Origin of the sequence: Leucobacter iarius, from assembly GCF_039530105.1 — a bacterium.
GTDB classification, from domain to species: domain Bacteria; phylum Actinomycetota; class Actinomycetes; order Actinomycetales; family Microbacteriaceae; genus Leucobacter; species Leucobacter iarius.
In genome coordinates this window covers 313547-331123 of the sequence record NZ_BAAAOB010000001.1, presented here as the reverse complement: position 1 = coordinate 331123, position 17577 = coordinate 313547, and the positions used below count along the sequence as shown (strand labels likewise).

The following is a 17577-nucleotide window of genomic DNA, read 5'->3' as shown; positions in this document are numbered from 1 at the left end:
CCCGAAGCCGTTCGGCGATTACTTCCAGGCGGCCGCGGCGGCGGCTTCGAGCTTCTGCTGGGTTCCCGCGACGTCGCTCGGGTTCTGGAAGAAGTCGATGAGGATCTGCCACTCGCCGGCGCCCTTAGTGCCGCCGAAGGCGCTGGGCGCGAGGTCGGACATGTCGAACCGGAACGTCTTGGCTCCCGTGAGCGCCTCGGCGATCTGCTTCGACGTCTCGTCCGGGTACTTCGCGGTGTCGACCTTCGAGTTCGGCGAGGTGAATCCACCGAGCTCCACCCAGACGGTCGCGGCCTCGGGCGACGCCAGGTACTGCATGAGCGCCGCGGCCCCCTTGTTGTCCTTCAGCTGCACGGCGGCGTTGCCGCCGCCGACCACCGAAGGGCCGGAGCCGTTGATGGCGGGGAAATCGTAGAACTTCGCGTTCTTGCCGACGACCGACTTGGTGCTCGACGCGATGTTGCCGGCGACGAAGTCGCCCTCGTAGACCGTGCCGGCCTTCGGCGGATCGCCGAACACCGCGGTCACCGAGTCGCCGAAGGTGCGCTGAGCGGTTCCCGGCTGGACCAGGGTCTTGTCGCCCCAGAGCTTGCCGAGAGTCTCGAGCGCCGTCTTCACCGACGGGTCGGTCCACGGGATCTCGTGCGTGCTCAGCTGGTCGTACTTCTCGGGGCCCGCGGTGCGCAGGTACACGTTCTCGAACCAGTCCGTGAGCGGCCAGCCCGCGTCGGCGCCGATGGAGAGTCCGTACACGCCCGAGTCGGAGACGGTCCCGAGCTGCTTCAGGAATCCGTCCCAGTCCTTCGGCACGGAAGCTCCGGCGGCATCGTAGACGTCGGTGTTGTACCAGACGGTCGACTTGTTGGAGCCCTTGAACCAGACGCCGTAGAGCTTGCCGTCGACCTTGCCGAGATCGACCCAGTCCTTCGAGTAGTTCTTCTCGACCTCGGCCTTCGTCGCCTGATCGACCTCGATGAGAGCCTGCTTCTTCGCGAGCTGCTGCATGAGGCCCGGCTGGGGGATCACTGCGACGTCCGGCGGATCCCCTCCGTCCACCTTCTGGCCGAGCACCGTGGCGACATCGGTGCCGTAGCTCGTGTAGTTGACCTTCGCGCCGGTCTGCTGCTCGAACTTCGCGAGCACCTGCTCGAAGTTCTTCTGCTCGGCACCCGACCAGTCGGCGGCGACGTTCAGCGTGACCCCCGAGAGTTCGGCGCCGCCCCCGCTGCCGCCACCCCCGTTCCCGCCGCCGGAGCAGGCGGTGAGGGCGAGCGCTGCCGCGCCCGCGAGCGCGATCAGAGCGGTGGGGATCCGTTGCTTCCGAGACTGCATGATGGGAGTCCTTTCCCCCGTTCCGGGGGCGGCCCTGCCCCTGGAAGGGCTGCCTTCACGCTACGTCGGGACTCGGATGGCGGCACGGATCGTGACCGGGTCGTTACCTCGCGCAGATGAGGCCGACCGGTCGGATAGGGTCCGGCTACGCGTCCTGCGGCGCCTCGGTCTTCGCGTCCTGCGCCGGGAACACGACCTTCTGGATGATGATGATGAGGCTCGCGGCGACGGGGATGGCGACCAGTGCGCCGAGGATCCCGCCGAGCGCGCCGCCGCCGACGGCCGCGATGACGACCATCGCGCCGGGCACGGCGACCGCCTTGCTCATGATGCGGGGGCTGAGCACGTACGCCTCGATCTGCATGTAGATGAGGTAGTAGATGATCGCGACGAGCGCGGTCAGGGGCGATGCGAACAGGCAGATCACCGAGTTGATGATCGCGGCGCTGAGCGTGCCGACGAGCGGGATCAGCGATCCCATGAACGCGATGAGCGCGAGGAGCACGGGCATGGGGGCCCCGATGATGCTGAGGAAGATGAGGCTCAGGACGCCGTTGATGAGCGCGAGGCTGGCCTGCCCGATGACGTAGCGACCGACGGCGCCGGACACGTCCTCGAGGATCTCCGAGAATCCGGGGCGGCGGTAGGCGGGGACGAAGCGGGCCGCGGCGTGCTTCATCGCTCGCAGCGACGCCATGAAGTAGAGGGTGAGGATCAGCACGATCGTCACGCCCGTCGCGCCGCCCGCGATCCCCGCACCGACCGCGAGGATCCCGCCGCCGATCTGGCTGAGGTTGCCCGGATCCTTCAGGAACGTCACGACGCTCTGGAGGGCGTTGTCGATGGTGCCGCTGTATTGGCTGGTCACATCGTGGTACCAGGTGCTCGCGGTGAACTCCTTGATGAGGCGCGGGGCGTCGTCGATGAGGCCTGCGACCTGCTCCACGAGCACCGGGATGACGGCGAGCACGATCCCGGCGAAGGCGGCGAGCACCACGACGACCACGATGGTGACCGCGGCCGGGCGGGGGAGCTTGCGCTCGATGTACGAGACGATCGGGTCGAGTCCGAGCGAGAGGAACAGTGCGACGCCGATGTAGATGAGCACGGTGGCGAGCTGGCCGACGATGGAGCCGATGAGGAGCGCGACGAGCACGCCGAGGGTGCCGACGAGTCCGAAGGTGAACGGTTCGATCCGCGCCCTCGGCGTGCTCGGGGCGCGCGTCGACGCGCCTTCGGTTTCCACGGCGCTTCGCTTGATCCGCACGTTGACCTCTTCCTCGACCGGTGTGCACTCAGTCGAGCACTGCGGAACGCGCCGAGTCAAGTCGAGCGGATGGTGGGGACGGCGATCCGGCAATTACACGTACACTGTTCCGGTAATGTGCCGAGGACGGACCGGGTCCGCCCGGCCGCTCGCGAAAGGATCCCCTCCGATGGAAATCGTCACGCAGTTCTTCGACTGGTTCTGGGACCCGGCCAACGCCGTGATCCGCTGGATCATCATCGGCGTGCTCGTCGTCGCCCTGCTCTTCGTTCTGCTCTGGGCGTACGGCAAGTTCGCGCCGCTCGCGCACCACAAGGACTTCCCGGTCGACACCCGCGAGGCGAACCTCCTCGCCCTCGGCTTCCAGCAGATCCTGAACTCCGGCGAACTGTGGAACGATCCCACGGCGAGCACGCTCACCGCCAAGCAGAAGCAGGAGCTCGGGCGGATGTGGGGGCTGAATTCGACGCAGGACGTCGTCGAGAACGTGGAGCGGCTCACCACCCAGCGCCGCCGACGCGAGCTGTGGCAGCAGCTGCTCGCGCTGCGGGCGCGCGCCGCTCAGGCGAACGGCGGACGCCGCCCCAGCGAGCGCCAGTGGATCGCGGCCATCAAGGAGGCCGGCGGCACCGGCAAGGGCGAGGAACGGGACTTCGTGCGCGCGGTCACCTACTACGAGAAGGAGCTCGGCAAGAAGATGTTCCCCGCGAACGAGCCGGTCGTGAGCCTCGACGGTTACGCGCTCGGGCAGGCGGCCGCGGTGCCGGTCTGGGGCGTCGGCATGGGGCTCATCTCGCGAGCGGACTCGATGAAGCTCGTCGAGTACGTCAACGGTCTCGCCCGTACCGAGTTCGACTCGTGGGCGGCCTTCGGCCGCAGCTACGCCCTCGGCCGAGTCATGCACTGGAGCGACGGCACCATGGATGAGAAGCAGGCGAGTCGTGGCGGGGATGCCGTCGCCGCGATGCAGCACGCGCTCGACGGCAAGCGGCGCGGCCCGTGGGGCCTGCTCCCGTGGCGGATCTGAGCCGACACGATCCGAGTCGCGTCCGCCGTCCGCCGCTTCTCGGCCCGGCGGACGTGCTCGCGCCGTCGCCCACGCTCCCGGAGCTGCGGGAGTACCGGCGCGGTGCCGGCGTTCCGTGGCACCGCGGGGTCGCCGTGCTCGCGACCGGATCCCTGCTCGGAGTGGCGCTCGTCGTCTGCGTCGCGATCCTGATCGCCCGGGCGATCGACCCGGTCGGGATCCCGCCGCTCGCCCGGTCCGCACTGCTGCTCGTGCCGCTGTCGTGGACCCTGCTGATCCTCGGCGGTTTCGCCTGGTGGCTGCGCTGGCGACTGCGCGACGTCCGACTGCGCAGGTTCGCGCGGGCGAACGGTCTCGGCTTCGTCGACCGGGCCGCCTCCGGAACGCTCGACTGGCGGGTCGCGCGCGCCGGACTCGGGTTCCCGAAGAACATGGTCAACGTGGAGCGGGCGGCGGTGCTCGGCGACGGGATCGTGCTCGCCCGCAACCAGCCCGTCACCAAACCGGGCGGCGGGTCGGGCTTCCGCCGCCCGTTCGCGTTCGCGCAGCTTGATCTCCCGCGCGCGGTGCCGCACATCGTGCTCAAGAACCGGCGGTCCCGCGTGCTCGCCCTCGCCGGTCTGGGGCTCGGCAACCGGGTCGTGCTGAGCCTCGAGGGCGACTTCGATCGGCACTTCACCCTGTTCTGCCCCGCGGGCTACGAGCGCGATGCCCTCGAGATCTTCACGCCCGACGTGATGGCCGCGCTGATCGACGTCGCGAACGACTGCGAGGTCGAGCTCGTCGACGATCACCTGCTGCTCTACTTCCGCTTCGGGCTGCCGCTCTGGAGGGCGGAGACGATGGAGCGGGTGCAGGCGGCGCTCGCGCTGCTGGGGGATCGCTTCGCTCGCCAGGCGGGCGGCTACCGCGACGAGCGCTCGGCGCGTTCGTACGATGCGGTCGGGGGTGCGGGACCGATCGCGCTCGCGGGGCGCCGCACGACGAGCGGCACGGGCGTGCCCGCGGCGGCCGTCGTCGCGACCGCCGCGGTGCTGCTGCTCAGCGCCGTGGCTACCGCGCTCTCGGTGCTCGTGCTGCCGGGGCTGTAGGTGCGAACCCGGCGACCGTCCTCATCCCGCCGTCCCGGCCCAGTTCGAGGGTGAGATCGATCCCGAGCCGGCCGAGGAACGCGTCGTCGTGGCTCACGACGATCAGTGCGCCCCGGTAGGCGTCGAGCGACTGCGCCAGGTGATCGATGCTCGCCGTGTCGAGGTTGTTCGTCGGCTCGTCGAGGATCAGCAACTGGGCGGGCGGGTCCTGGAACAGCAGGCGCGCGAGCGCGACGCGGAAGCGCTCCCCGCCCGACAACGTGGCCACCGGCCGGTCGGCGGCGGCGCCTCGGATCAGCAGACGCGCGAGCAGGTTACGCGCGGTGCCGTCGGGAACCTCGGGCGCGGCTTCTCGCACGTTCGCGAGTGCGCTGGCGGCCTCGTCCAGGCCGCTCTGGCGCTGGTCGAGGAACCCGATCCGGTCGGTGTGCAATCGGGTCCGGATCCGGGAGGAGGCCGGTGTCGCTCCGGCGCCCGCTCCATCGTGCCCGAGCAACCGGGCCAGCAGGGTCGACTTGCCGACGCCGTTCGGTCCGACGAGCGCGACTCGCTCCGGTCCCTGGACCAGGATCGTGCGGTCCCCGTCCTCGAACTCCGCGATGCGACGATTCGAGCGCACATCCGGATCGGGGAGTACGAGGCTGATGCGCTCCTCGACCCGGACCCGTGCGTCCGCCCGGTCGACGGCTTCCTGGGCGGCGGCGACCTTCACGTCGAGGGTCGCGCGCATCGATCCCGCCGCGTTCTGCGCTTTGCTCGCCCGATTGCCGGCCAGGATCTTCGGGATCCCGCCGTCCCGCTGGGTCCGCTTGCCCGTGCGTTCTCGCCGCGCGAGCTTGGTCTCGGCCTCGACGCGCTGGCGTTTCTCGACCTTCAACGCCTGTTGGGCCGACCGGGCGGTCGCGATCGCCGCCGCCTGCTCGCGGTCGCGATGCGCGAGCCAGGCGCTGTAGGGGCCGCCGAAGAACTCGAGGCCGGTGGGGGACAGTTCGGCGTTGGCGTCCAGGGTCTCGAGCAGATCGACGTCGTGGCTCACGACGACGAGGGATCCCGGCCAGCCGGCGAGGAGGTCGCGGACGCGGGCGCGCATCTCCCGATCCAGGTTGTTCGTCGGTTCGTCGAGCAGGGTGATGGCGGTGCGCCGCACCCGCATGCCCTCGATGGCGATCAGCATCGTCTCGCCGCCCGACAGCGCTTCGACGCGGCGGTCGAGGGGGACTCCCTCGAAACCGAGGCGGTCGAGCGCTTCGCGGGCGCGGGATTCGAGGTCCCAGTCGTCGCCGATCGTGTCGAAGTGCCGTACATCGACGTCCCCGTGCTCGACCGCGCGGATCGCATCGAGCACGGGCGCGATCCCGAGGAGGTCGGCGATGGACGCGCCGGTGCGCAGGGTGACCGATTGGTGCAAGTATCCGACCGTGCCGGAGGCCGCGACTTCGCCGCGGCTCGGACGGAGCTCGCCCGAGACGAGCCGGAGCAGGGTGGACTTCCCGGCGCCGTTGCGGCCGACCAGGCCGGTGCGCCCGGTCGGGAAGGTGCCGGTCAGGCCGGTGAATGCGGTGGCCCCGTCGGGCCACTCGAAGGTGAGGTCGCGGAGGGTGACCGCGGGTGCGATGGACATGACGCTTCTCCTGAGTGCGCGATTCGCGCTGGTGGGTGCTCTCGATGGAGCCGCGACCGGAAACCGTGCGCGGAGGCGCAGCGGGGAGGGCGGATCGCGGCGGCGGAGTACCGCGGCCGTTCGGGGCGTCGGATCACGGGGATCGCCGAGCACGGCGGCATCCGAGAACGGATGCGGGCTCGGTCGGGGGCGCCACCGGCGGTGCGGTGGCTAGCGTCTGTCGATCTCGATGAGCACGGATCGAGCCTATCGGAGGGTGGAGCGCGGCGCTCGCCGAGTGGGCGAGCGCCGCCTGACCGGATCAGGCGTGGCGTACCGCGCTTCCCTCCTGACCGCGGATCTCCTCCGTCTCGATCTGGAACGTCGAGTGCTGCACCGAGACCTTGAAGTGCTCGGCGACGCAGGACTTCACCGTGCTGAGGGTCTCGGCGGCGTGGCCGTCGGTGAAGCACTCGTCGTCGACCACGATGTGCGCGGTGAGGGTCGGCAGGCCGGTCGCCACGGTGGAGGCGTGCAGGTCGTGCACGTCGAGCACGTGGTCGAGCTTCAGGATGTGGGCGCGCACCTCGTCGAGGTCGAGCCCCTTCGGGGTGAACTCCATGAGCACGCCCGCGGTCTCGCGCATCAGGGTGAACGCGCGGGGCACGATCAGGGCGGCGATGAAGAGGCCGGCGAGCGCGTCGGCCTGCTGGAAACCGGTGGTCGCGATGACGATCGCCGCGACGATCACGCCGAGTGATCCGAGCGCGTCGTTCATCACCTCGAGGAACGCGGCGCGCATGTTGAAGTTCGCGCCGCGGCTCGACGAGAGGATCAGCAGCGCGACGATGTTGGCGGCGAGGCCGACGATGCCGAAGATGAGCAGCTCGCCCGCGGGCACCTCGGGCGGCGCGAAGAGGCGTCGCACGCCCTCGATCGCCGCGTACACGCCGACGGCCAGGAGCAGGGTGGCCTGGCCGAGCGCCGCGATGACCTCGATGCGGCGGAAGCCCCAGGTGCGCTTCGAGGACGCGGGGCGGAGCATGAGCGTGCCGGCGATGAGCGCGACGAGCAGGCCGGTCGCGTCGGTGAGGGCGTGCGCCGTGTCGGTGAGCAGCGCGAGGCTGCCGGTCACCCAGGAGCCGACCGCCTGCGCCACCACGATGATCGAGGTGATCGCGAAGGCGATGGCGAGCCGTTTGCGGTGGTCGCCGGGGTGGCCGGCTTCGCCGACCGCGGGTCCGTGGTCGTGTCCTGCGCCCATCAGTGGTCCTTTCGCTCGGCGGCCGGTGCCGCGGTTCGGGGGGTGCGGAGGTGCGAGCAGAGGATCGCCCGCGTGCCGGCCGCTTCGAGCAGTGCTTCGGCGGCGGCGATGACGGTGCTCAGCCGCTCCGGGTGCGCGAGGGAGTACCAGGAGGCGCGCCCGTCGGGGCGGACCGCGACGAGACCGCACTCGAGCAGGAAGCTGAGGTGCTTGCTGACGGTCGACTGCGCGAAGCCCATGTGCTGCACCAGGTCGCGGACCCGGTGCTCGCCCGACGCGAGGTGCTGCAGCACCGCGAGGCGGGTGGGATCGGCGAGGCCCTGGAAGAGGTGCGCGTAGGCCGCGGTGGCCTGCGGATCCAGGATCACCGGCTCGGTCACATTCATCGTCATGTGGCGATGGTATCGCCCGGCGACGATTTTGAAAAGGGTCGATTCTCCCGCCGATCTCAGGGTCGGATGTTAGCTTTGCTGAGTTTTCGATTCATCCGCAGCGATTCCGACCGGGAGGTGGAGCATGGAGCAGGCACGCGCGACCGCGCGCTGGAGCGCGAAGGGCTCCGCCGCGCCCTGGATCGTGCTCGCGGTCGCGGCGATCGTGCTCGGCCTGCTCGGCATGCACGCCCTCCGCGACGTGGATCCCGCGCACGGTGCCGCGGCTTCCGCCGCCTCGAGCGTCGCGGCCGGATCCACCGGGACCCGGACCGTAGCCCACGACGCCGCGGCCGCGACGGCGGCCCCGACCGCCTCGAACCAGGGCCTGACCGGCCAGGAGCGCGTGCACGGCACCCCGGCCGAGGGCCACGACACCGCGGCCCCGATCGGCGGCTGCCTCGACCTGGTCTCGGTCTGCGTGCTGGCGCTCCTCCTCACCTTCGCCGTCGTGATCCGCCGGAACCGCGGGCGCACGAGCACCCTCTCGAAGCGGGCGTTCGTCGTGCTCCGCGTCCGCGCACCCGGGCGCCCCTTCATCGAGCCTCCGTCCCCCTTCGCCCTCTCCGTCCTCCGTACCTGATCGTCGGCGCGCGCCGCCGCTCCCGTCCCTGCCTCAGCATCGGACGTCGAGCCGCCGCGCAGCAGCCCGCCCCGCGGCGTCCGTTCCGGCCGCACGCGGACGCCCGACGACCGATACCCAGAGGAGTCCTCGATGCACTCGACCAAGCATCCCTTCCGCAACCCCATCGTCTTCACCGTGCTCATCGTCCCGGCGGCGCTCGTCGTCGCCGGACTGAGCTACGTGCTCACGGCGGTGCTGTTCGCGTGAGCACCGAATCCCCGAACGCGCCCGAGGCGCATCCCCACGACGAGCTCCGCACACCGAATCCGATCCACCTGATGTCGGCCGACGGGCCGCAGTCGGCGATCGAGGCGGCGGAGCCCGAGAGCGCCGCCCCCACCGCGGCCCGGCGGCTGCGCCGCGCGGTGACCGCGACCACCGCCGCGCTCGGCGCCTGCGTCATGGTCGCGGGTCTCGCCGCGCCGCTCCTCGCCCAGCCGCAGCAGGCCGGAGCCTCCGGCACGGGTGCGGCGCTCGCCGCCGCGGCACCCGCGCAGCACCTGAACGGCACGGGCGGCACCGCGCTCGGCTCCGGCGAGCGGGCCTTCGACACCATCTCGCCCATCGAGACCGCGCCCGAGGCGAAGCCGGGATCCCCCGACCTCTCGGGGCTCTCCGACTCGAAGGTGCGCTACCCGTTCGACACCCAGGTGCCCCTGACCGATCCGTTCGGCTACCGCACCGCCCCCGTCGCCCAGTTCCACGACGCGCAGGATTTCGCTGCGGCCGACGGCACGCCGATCCGCATCATCGCGAGCGGGATCGTGCTCGAGGCGGGGCAGACGATCGACGGCTGCGGCTTCGGCCTCAAGGTGCAGCACAAGATCGGCGGGCGCGACGTCACCAGTCGGTACTGCCACATGCAGAACGACTCGAGCAGCTTCACGGTCGGTCAGCAGGTGAAGATCGGCGATACCGCCGGCCGGGTGGGCGCGACTGGCATGGCCTTCGGCTCGCACCTCCACCTCGCCATGCGGCAGGACGACAAGCCCATCGACCCCATGGTCTTCCTGACCAAGAACATCCGGTGACCGGCGGAACGGCAGAGGAGCAACGCATGACCACCCCTTCCGATTCCACCCGGCCCAGACGGCTCTCCACCTCGACGCGGGCGGCCCTGATCGTGATCCCCGCGGTGATCCTGCTCGCCGTCGTCGCGATCGCGGTATCGATCCTGGCGCGACCGGCGACCCCCGCGCCGAGCGCCGACGCGCCCGCTTCGGTGTCCGACGTCGTCGCGGCGGACTCGCACGTGCTCGACGACGGGGGTCCGGGCGCCCCCACCCTGGTCGAGTTCCTCGACTTCGAGTGCGAGGCGTGCGGCGCCTTCTACCCGTACGGCGAGGAGATCCGAAAGCAGTACGACGGCAAGCTCACCTACGTGATCCGCTACTTCCCGATGCCGGGGCACAGGAACTCGATGACCGCCGCGCTCGCGGTCGAGGCCGCGGCGCAGCAGGGCAAGTTCGAGCAGATGTACCGGCAGATGTTCGAGACCCAGGCGGAGTGGGGCGAGAAGCAGACCTCCGAGGCGCCGCGATTCCGCGAGTACGCGCAGCGCCTGGGCCTCGACCTCGCGGCCTACGACGCCGCGGTCGCGGACCCGAAGACCCGGGACCGGGTGCAGAAGGACTTCGACGCCGCGCGCCTGCTCGGGGCGACCGGAACGCCGACCTTCTTCCTGGACGGGCGCAAGCTCGAGCTCACGAGCGTTACCGACCTGACCGACGCGCTCGACCGGGCGCTCGCCGCGAAGTCCGGGGCCTGATCCCGCGTCCGACGCGGTCGAACCATTGCAACCACCGAATCACCGAACCACCGAAGGAGAACCATCATGAAATGTCCCATCGACGCGACCGATCTGGTGATGTCCGAGCGCTCCGGAGTCGAGATCGACTACTGCCCGCAGTGCCGGGGCATCTGGCTCGACCGCGGCGAGCTCGACAAGATCGTCGACCGCGCCGCGACCGAGTACGGCCGCACCGCTCCCGCCGCCCCCGCGGCTCCGCAGGCGCCGGTCGACGACCGGGGTCGCTTCTCGGATCACGGACGCGACCGGGGCTACGACCGCGGTCACGATCGGGGTCACGACCGCGATTACGACCAGCGCTCGGGCAAGAAGCGCCGTCGCGAGGGATTCCTCGGCGAGCTCTTCGACTTCTGATCGGCCGCGGCCTCCGCACGCGGCAGCGGGCCGGGATCCTCCTCAGCGGAAGGATCCCGGCCCGTTGCCGTTCGCACGGTGCCCCGGGTCAGGCGCGTGCGTCCTCGGGCAGCGCCGCTCCCAGCTCGCGCATCGCGGTGCGCGCCGATTGCCTGACGATCTTCTCGGTGATGGGCGCTTCGCCGGGGAGCGCGGCGCGCAGCAGCAGCGGGCCGTAGAGCAGGTCGATCACATACTCCGTGTCCTCCGGCGGCTCGATCTCGCCGCGGTCGACCGCGCGCTGCAGCATGCGGCGGCAGGACTCCCGCTGGGGGTGGATGAACTGGGAGGCGAACAGCTCGGCGACGACGTCGTCCTTCGCGCTGGCGTCGAGCAGCAGCGGGATCAGTTCGCGGCAGACGCCGTCGGTGTACATGTCCACCTGATCCTGCACGACGGACTCGATGTCGCCGAGGAGGGTGCCGGTGTCGGACGCGGGATCGAGCGCGTAGCGGTGCACGGCGACGTCGACCAGGAAGTGCCCGAGCGAGTTGTAGCGCCGGTAGAAGGCGTCACGGTTGGTCCCGGCTCTGGTGATCAGGTCTTTCATGGAGATCGAGCGGATCTCCGAATCGATGGCGAGGCCCTCGAAAGCGCGCTTGAGCGCTTCGTCGATGCTCTTGTCGCGGGGCCGCCCGGAAGAGGTTCCTGCTGCTTTGCTCATTGTCCGCAAGGATAGAGCATCGACCTTCTTTCCTTACTGAGGTAAGGTAATTGTGGGTTGCGCACGCGCGCGACGACGAGCGCCCTCCCCCCTGCACGGGGCCCGTCGTTCCACTCTGTCGGCACTCGGGTCCGCGTCTGCGCGGAACGGGGTGCCGACAGGGTGTCCCAGCCGCTATGTTCGTGTCATGAACTCGCCCCGCGGCATGAGAGCCTGGTCCTTCGTTCGGCTCCTCGGGTCGGCGCTGATCCTCGCCGCGGTCGTGCATCAGCTGATCATCACGGTGACGAACGCGCTCGAGGCGACGACGCCGCACGGATCGCACCTGCCGACCGTGCTCGCCAACTTCGCGAGCTTCTTCACGATCGAGTCGAACCTGAGCGCGGTGGTCGCGCTGCTGCTCGCCGGCCTCTGGGGGCTGCGCGCTGCGGAGGGCGAGCGGGAGCCCCGCGGGCTCGCGATCCTGCTGGCCTGCGCCTCGACCTACATGATCACCACCGGCATCGTCTACAACACGCTGCTGCGGGGGATCGAACTGCCGCAGGGCGCGACCGTGACCTGGGCGAACGAGATGATGCACCTGATCGGGCCGCTGCTGCTGCTCGCCGACGTGCTCGTCGCACCCGGGCGCGGGCCGCTGCGGAAGCGCACGGTCGCCGTGATCGCGGCGTTCCCGGTGCTCTGGGCGGTGTACACGCTCGTACGCGGACCTCTCGTCACGAGCCCCGCGACGGGGCTGCACTATTGGTACCCCTACCCGTTCCTCAACCCGAACCAGCCCGGCGGCTACCCGCTGGTCGCGGTGTACATCGCCGGGATCGCGGTCGTCGTGCTCGCGATCGGGTCCGGAGTGGTCTGGATCTCGCGGCGACGGAACCGGAGCCGGGCGACGGCGGACTAGCGCGCGAGCGCGGCGACGACGAACCAGCGCCCCGCCGTGCTGCGCGCTTCGAACTCGCGCAGCGCCCCCGAGGTCTCGGAGCGTGCGTGGAAGCGCCATCTCGGACCCGCGGCATCGGCGAGCGGGGCCGGGGCGTCCACGACGCGCCAGCGTTCGCTCCGCCACACCATGCGGTCGGGTCGGCCATCGGTGAGCCAGAGCGCGACCTGATCGTCCAGCAGTACGTCGACGCTCATCTCGCACCCCCGAATCGTTCGAACACATGTTCGAGTATCGAGGGGCCGAGCGGCGGTCGCAAGTCGGCGCTCGGCGATCCGCGAGATCGGTCAGGAGCGCCGAAGATCCTGCGAGATGCCGTCAGATGCGAGCACGGCCCGATCGATGAGTTCCCGGTCGCCGGCCCGTTCGGGATCGAGCCAGTCGTCGTGCATCTCGCTCGGGAGGATGAGCGGCATCCGGGGTTCCCCGTCGCCGGAGTGCGCGTCGAGCGCCGGCCCGACCGCGCGACGGGTCACGAGCGAGTAGCTCAGGATCTCCTCGCCGTTCGCGTCGTGAGACGCGGAGGTGATCGCGGCGATGCCGAACATCGAACCGCCCAGATCGAACCTCGCCCCCTTCTCCAGGTACCAGCTCGCGGGCACCAGTGCGCGATGCTGGAACGGGGTGCGCCAGGATCGCAGCAGCGCGTCGTCGCGGGAGTTGAACGCCGAGAATCTCGCCGGCGCATCGCCTCTCCAGAGCCACCACCAGGCGAGGTCGAGCCGCCGCCGCCCGTCGACCTCGCGGATCAGCGGATTCAGATTTCGGGCGTTCTTGCCGGTGATCCGCGCGGTGCCGTCGCGTTGCGCCGCCCATTCGGCGACGCGCTCCGCCGACTCCCGCTCGTCGAGCGGCGGGATCGGGGTGTCCGGCGGTTCGACGTAGGGTCCGCCGCCCAGTCCGTACTGCGCGCACATGCCGGAATCGTACGTCCGGCGGCGCGCTCGGGGAAGGGGTGGCCCGGATCATCCGCCCATCGTCAGCACGAGCTTGCCGGTGGTGCGCCCGGTCTCGCCCGCGGCGTGCGCGGCGGCGGCCTCGCTCATCGGGAAGACGCCCGCGATCTCGGCGCGGAGCGCACCGCTCGCGGCGAGCTCCGCCACGGCGAGCATCCCCGCGTGGTCGGCCTCGACGAGGATCAGCTCCGCGCGGACACCGAGCTCGGCCGCGCGGTCGAAGAGCCCCTCGGCGGGGCGGGGGAGCGTCGAGACCATGATCCCGCCGGGGCGGAGCGTGCGCAGCGAGCGCAGCTGGTAGTCGCCGCCGATGGTGTCGAGCACCACGTCGACGTCGCGCACGACCTCGGCGAAGTCCTCGGTGCGGTAGTCGATCACCTCGTCGGCGCCGAGGCCCCGAACGAACTCGTGCTTGGCCGCGCTCGCCGTACCGATCACCGTCGCGCCGCGCGCCTTCGCGATCTGGACCGCGAGGTGCCCCACTCCGCCGGCCGCCGCGTGCACGAGCACGCGCTGCCCCGCCCCGACGCCCGCGGTGTCGACCAGCGACTGCCAGGCGGTGAGCGCCGCGAGCGGCAGCGCGCCGGCCTGCACGATGTCGATCCCCTCGGGGATGCGTACGAAGGCGCGCGTCGGCCCGACCACGAACTCGGCGTGGGATCCGACGCCGTGCGGATACGGCAGCATGCCGAAGACCTCGTCGCCCGGCGCGAAGAGCGTGACTCCGAGGCCGACCGCCTCCACGACCCCCGCGACGTCCCAGCCGAGGGTCAGCGGCAGGGAGCCGGCCCATCCGGGGGCGGCGCGATGCTTCCAATCGGTGGGGTTCACCCCGGCGGCGCGCACCTGGATCAGCACCTCGCCGATCCCGGGAGCGGGTCGCGGGACCTCCGCCAGGTGCAGCACCTCCGGGCCGCCGAACGACTCCTGTCGGACGGCGCGCATGGTCGGCGCTTCGGTCGTGCTCGGGATCTGCTCCGCGGTGCTCATGATCCTCAGCGTAACCCCGGCCACTGCGTGCGCGCCGAGGCGATCCGGTGCGCACGCAGTGGCCGGTCGGTCGCGGTCACCCCCGGTGCGTCACGAGGCCCTCCGAGACGGTCAGCAGCGCTCGGCCCGCCGCGAGCGCGTCGGGCGACGCGGTGAGCGGATCGACGTCGAGCACGGTGAACGATGCGGGCTCGCCGACCGCGACCCGGCCCGATCGCTCGCCGACGGCCGCGCCGGGCTGCGTCGTGTACCCCTCGAGCGCTTCGCGGGCGGTGAGGCCCTGCTCGGGCAGCACGGGCTCGACCGCGGGAGCGCCGGCGGGCCGGCGCAGCTGCGCGTCGGCCATGATCTCGAGCGGATTGAACGGGGCGACCGGGAAGTCGGAACCGAGGGCGAGGATCGCGCCCGAGTCGCGGACGTCCCGCGTGCACCAGGCGCGATGCGCGCGCGTCTCGCCCAACCGCTGCGACCAGTCGTCGCTGCCGTCGGCCCGCGTGTAGTGGGTGCAGTGGGTCGGCTGCATGCTCGCGGCGATGCCGGCGGCGCCGAGCCGGTCGATCACGTCCTTCGCGACCGACTCGATGTGCTCGATGCGGTGCTGCGGCCCGCCTGCGGGGAGGCCGGCGAGGGTGTCGACGACGAAGCGGATGCCACGCTCGCCGATCGCGTGGGTCGCGGTCGGGATCCCGGCCGCGTGGAACCGGGCGACCCGCGCGGCGTAGGCGGCGTGGTCGCGCCAGACGGACTCGGTGTTCTCGCCGTGGATGTCGGGGGTCTCGAGCCAGGCGGTGCCGCCCTCGACCGTCCCGTCGATGAAGAACTTGATCCCGCCGATCCTCCACCGGTCCCCGCTGCGGCCCTGCAGCGCGATCAGCTCGTCGACCTGCCGGTCGCTCGTGCCGGGCTCGCACCACGGCGAGAGGCGCAGCGAGACGGGGAGCGGGGCGATCCGTTCGGCGGCCTCCAGGATCGCGATCGCGTCGGGATCCTGCAGATCCATGACGTGCACGCGGGTGATACCGGTCTCGGCCATCGCGCCGAGCAGCGTGTGCAGCTCGCGCGCCTTCTCCTCGGCGCTGCGCACCGGCAGGTGCGCGCGCACGTCGTTCAGCGCGCTGAACTCCAGCACGTGCCCGGTGGGGCGACCGTCGGCATCGGCGACGATGCTGGAGCCGTCGGGATAGCTGCGCCCCTCGGTGATCCCGGCGAGCCGGAGCAGAGCGTCGGATGCCAGGGCGGAGTGGCCGTCGAACATGCCGACGTGGGCGAGCCGATCCGGGCCGAGCAGTTCGGTGAGGATCCCGTTCGTGATCGGGGCGCCCTCGAACGCGTTCGGGTCCAGCCCCGAGGCGAAGAACCAGTCGTTCCCGGCCTGCTCGGCGGCGCCCCGCTCGAGCGCTTCCCGCAGGGCGGCGCGGGTGAGCAGCCCCGAGAGGTCGGTGCCCTGCGGGATCGAGACGCTTGCGATCGGATGCGCGTGCGCGTCGGTGAACGCGGGGACGATGGTGCCGTCCGCGAAGTCGAGGCGCTCGGTGCGGTCGTCGCCGAGCGCGGCGATCTCGGTGCGGGATCCGACGGCGGCGATCCGGCCGTCGGACACGGCGATCGCGTCGGCCGCTCCGGCAATATCGGTGAGCGCGTGCAGCCGGGCACCGGTCACGATCAGATCGATCGGAGGAGTGGTCATCAGGGGTTCCCTTCGGTTCCGGGTGATCAGCGGGTGGCGTTCTCGTCGAGCGGGTGCTCGTCGGCGTAGGCGTCGATCGCCTCGGTGGAGGGGGACTCCTCCTCGAAGCTCATGCGCGGCACCGGGCGGCGGAAGAAGCCGGTCTTCGCGGCGAGGATCGCGAAGCCGATCAGGGCCCAGATCCCGCCGACGAGCCAGGTCGTGGGGTGCAGCGAGGTCCAGAGCCAGATCGAGAGCGCGACGCCGATGGCGGGTGCGATGCCGTAGAGGATCCAGCCCTTCGCGCTGCGGTCGCCCGCACCGCCGCGCGGGAACAGGTACACGCGGATCACCGAGAGGTTGACCATGGTGAACGCCGCCAGGGCGCCGAAGCTGATCATGAACGCGGCCTGATCGAGGGTGAGGAACAGGCAGGCGAGCGCGAACACCGAGACGGTGACGGCCGCGACGACGGGCGTGCCGAAGCGCTTCGAGAGCCGGCCGAGGGGCTTCGGCAGGGTGCCGTCGCGGCCCATCGAGTAGAGGATGCGGGCGACCGAGACCTGGCCGGCGAGGCCGGATCCGATGCAGCCCGCGATCGAGCCGATCACCACGATGGCCTCGAAGAGCGGCGCGAGGCTGCCGCCCAGGTGGGCGACGAGCGCGACGCCGGCCGCGTTCTTCATCTCGTCGGGGATCGCGGACCAGTCGGCGGGGTGGTACGCCAGCGCGCCGATCCACGAGATGAAGATGAAGAGCGCGCCGCCGATGAGGGTGGTGAGCATGATGGCGCGCGGGATGTCGCGGCGAGCGTTCTTTGCTTCTTCCGACAGGGTCGAGACGGCGTCGAAGCCGAGGAACGACAGCGCGAGCACGGCGGCGCCCGAGAGAGCCGGGCTGAAGCCCTCGGCGCCGGGCACGAAGGGCTCGAGCAGGCCGGGCGCGCTCGGGTCGTTGATCGCGGCCTTCACCGCGAGGATCACGAAGAGCAGGGCGGTCGCGAGGGAGATCGCGATGATGGCGGTGTTGAGGCGGTTCACCATCTTGATGCCCAGGATGTTGAACACCAGCACCAGCACCAGGGCTGCGAAGGCGAACACCTGCGGCGGGACGCTCGGGAACTGGGTGCCGACGTAGAAGCCGAGGATCATGAAGTTGATCATCGGGATGAAGAGGTAGTCGAGCAGCAGCACCCAGCCGGTCATGAACCCGGCGATCCCGCCGTAGGCCTGCTGCGTGTAGGTGTAGGCGGATCCCGCGACGGGGAACTTCTTCACCATCGCCGCGTAGCTCGCGGCGGTGAAGAGCATCGTGACGAGCGCGATGACGTACGAGAGCGGGAGGTGGCCGTCGGTCAGCTGGTTGACGATGCCGTAGGTGGTGAAGACGGTGCCGATGGCCATGTAGCTGAGGCCGAAGACGACGAGGCCGGTGAGGCCGAGGGTACGGCGCAGGTGCGCGGACGATTGCTGGGCCACGGGTTCTCCTTCGAACGGCATTCGCGGGTCTGGGGATGAATAC

At 70.8% G+C, this 17577-nt stretch carries 18 protein-coding genes; 7 read left to right on the top strand and 11 right to left on the bottom strand.

The features are described 5' to 3' along the window. Positions 1-18: 18 nt before the first annotated feature. Positions 19-1332, bottom strand: a complete 1314-nt coding sequence (locus ABD169_RS01475; protein WP_046456429.1) for an ABC transporter substrate-binding protein — start codon at positions 1330-1332, stop codon at positions 19-21. A gap of 145 nt (positions 1333-1477) precedes the next feature. Continuing rightward, on the bottom strand, positions 1478-2578 hold the full coding sequence (locus ABD169_RS01470; protein ID WP_344028401.1) for an AI-2E family transporter: 1101 nt from the start codon (positions 2576-2578) through the stop codon (positions 1478-1480). A gap of 190 nt (positions 2579-2768) precedes the next feature. Here ABD169_RS01470 and ABD169_RS01465 point away from each other — a divergent pair, with 190 nt between their 5' ends. Then, positions 2769-3626, top strand: a complete 858-nt coding sequence (locus tag ABD169_RS01465) for a DUF1266 domain-containing protein (protein ID WP_344028398.1) — start codon at positions 2769-2771, stop codon at positions 3624-3626. Between the two features lie 53 nt (positions 3627-3679). Next, the gene (locus tag ABD169_RS01460) at positions 3680-4717 is read left to right on the top strand and encodes a hypothetical protein (protein WP_344028395.1); all 1038 of its coding nucleotides are present in this window, start codon (positions 3680-3682) and stop codon (positions 4715-4717) included. On the opposite strand, the gene ABD169_RS01455 is transcribed toward ABD169_RS01460, so the two are convergent. The 3 genes from ABD169_RS01455 to ABD169_RS01445 all read right to left on the bottom strand — a co-directional run bounded on the left by ABD169_RS01455 (position 4680) and on the right by ABD169_RS01445 (position 7973). After that, complete coding sequence (locus ABD169_RS01455) at positions 4680-6338, bottom strand: ABC-F family ATP-binding cassette domain-containing protein (RefSeq protein WP_344028392.1); 1659 nt, start codon at positions 6336-6338, stop codon at positions 4680-4682. The two genes, ABD169_RS01460 and ABD169_RS01455, sit on opposite strands and share 38 nt — an antisense overlap. A gap of 301 nt (positions 6339-6639) precedes the next feature. Continuing rightward, positions 6640-7581, bottom strand: coding sequence for a cation diffusion facilitator family transporter (locus ABD169_RS01450; protein ID WP_344028389.1), 942 nt, complete (start codon positions 7579-7581; stop codon positions 6640-6642). Then, positions 7581-7973 carry an ArsR/SmtB family transcription factor gene (locus tag ABD169_RS01445; RefSeq protein ID WP_344028386.1) on the bottom strand — a complete coding sequence of 131 codons (393 nt, stop codon included), beginning with the start codon at positions 7971-7973 and terminating at the stop codon, positions 7581-7583. The genes ABD169_RS01450 and ABD169_RS01445 overlap by 1 nt, the downstream gene beginning before the upstream one ends. Before the next feature lie 124 nt (positions 7974-8097). Between ABD169_RS01445 and ABD169_RS01440 the strand changes: the two genes are divergently transcribed. The 4 genes from ABD169_RS01440 (at position 8098) to ABD169_RS01425 (ending at position 10801) form a co-directional block, all read left to right on the top strand. Beyond that, on the top strand, positions 8098-8595 hold the full coding sequence (locus ABD169_RS01440; protein ID WP_344028384.1) for a hypothetical protein: 498 nt from the start codon (positions 8098-8100) through the stop codon (positions 8593-8595). Positions 8596-8840: 245 nt separating this feature from the next. Beyond that, positions 8841-9668: a M23 family metallopeptidase gene (locus ABD169_RS01435; RefSeq protein ID WP_344028382.1), complete on the top strand. Its 828-nt coding sequence runs from the start codon at positions 8841-8843 to the stop codon at positions 9666-9668. 26 nt (positions 9669-9694) lie between these two features. Continuing rightward, positions 9695-10405, top strand: coding sequence for a DsbA family protein (locus ABD169_RS01430; protein ID WP_344028379.1), 711 nt, complete (start codon positions 9695-9697; stop codon positions 10403-10405). 66 nt (positions 10406-10471) lie between these two features. Beyond that, positions 10472-10801, top strand: coding sequence for a TFIIB-type zinc ribbon-containing protein (locus ABD169_RS01425; RefSeq protein WP_046456437.1), 330 nt, complete (start codon positions 10472-10474; stop codon positions 10799-10801). Positions 10802-10889: 88 nt separating this feature from the next. On the opposite strand, the gene ABD169_RS01420 is transcribed toward ABD169_RS01425, so the two are convergent. Further along, a complete protein-coding gene (locus ABD169_RS01420) occupies positions 10890-11504 on the bottom strand; it encodes a TetR-like C-terminal domain-containing protein (protein ID WP_344028374.1) in 615 nt (204 codons plus the stop codon). Between the two features lie 187 nt (positions 11505-11691). Between ABD169_RS01420 and ABD169_RS01415 the strand changes: the two genes are divergently transcribed. Further along, entirely contained in the window at positions 11692-12405 is a 714-nt protein-coding gene (locus ABD169_RS01415; RefSeq protein ID WP_344028371.1) for a Pr6Pr family membrane protein, read from the top strand. On the opposite strand, the gene ABD169_RS01410 is transcribed toward ABD169_RS01415, so the two are convergent. The 5 genes from ABD169_RS01410 to ABD169_RS01390 form a co-directional block, all read right to left on the bottom strand. Then, the gene (locus tag ABD169_RS01410) at positions 12402-12641 is read right to left on the bottom strand and encodes a hypothetical protein (RefSeq protein ID WP_344028368.1); all 240 of its coding nucleotides are present in this window, start codon (positions 12639-12641) and stop codon (positions 12402-12404) included. The genes ABD169_RS01415 and ABD169_RS01410 overlap by 4 nt on opposite strands. Positions 12642-12731: 90 nt before the next feature. Further along, a complete protein-coding gene (locus tag ABD169_RS01405; protein ID WP_344028365.1) occupies positions 12732-13361 on the bottom strand; it encodes an SOS response-associated peptidase family protein in 630 nt (209 codons plus the stop codon). 48 nt (positions 13362-13409) lie between these two features. Next, complete coding sequence (locus ABD169_RS01400; RefSeq protein WP_344028363.1) at positions 13410-14390, bottom strand: NADP-dependent oxidoreductase; 981 nt, start codon at positions 14388-14390, stop codon at positions 13410-13412. A 76-nt stretch (positions 14391-14466) separates the two neighbouring features. After that, positions 14467-16077, bottom strand: a complete 1611-nt coding sequence (locus ABD169_RS01395) for an amidohydrolase (protein ID WP_344028360.1) — start codon at positions 16075-16077, stop codon at positions 14467-14469. A 26-nt stretch (positions 16078-16103) separates the two neighbouring features. Continuing rightward, positions 16104-17534, bottom strand: coding sequence for an APC family permease (locus ABD169_RS01390; RefSeq protein WP_344028358.1), 1431 nt, complete (start codon positions 17532-17534; stop codon positions 16104-16106). Positions 17535-17577: the final 43 nt, after the last annotated feature.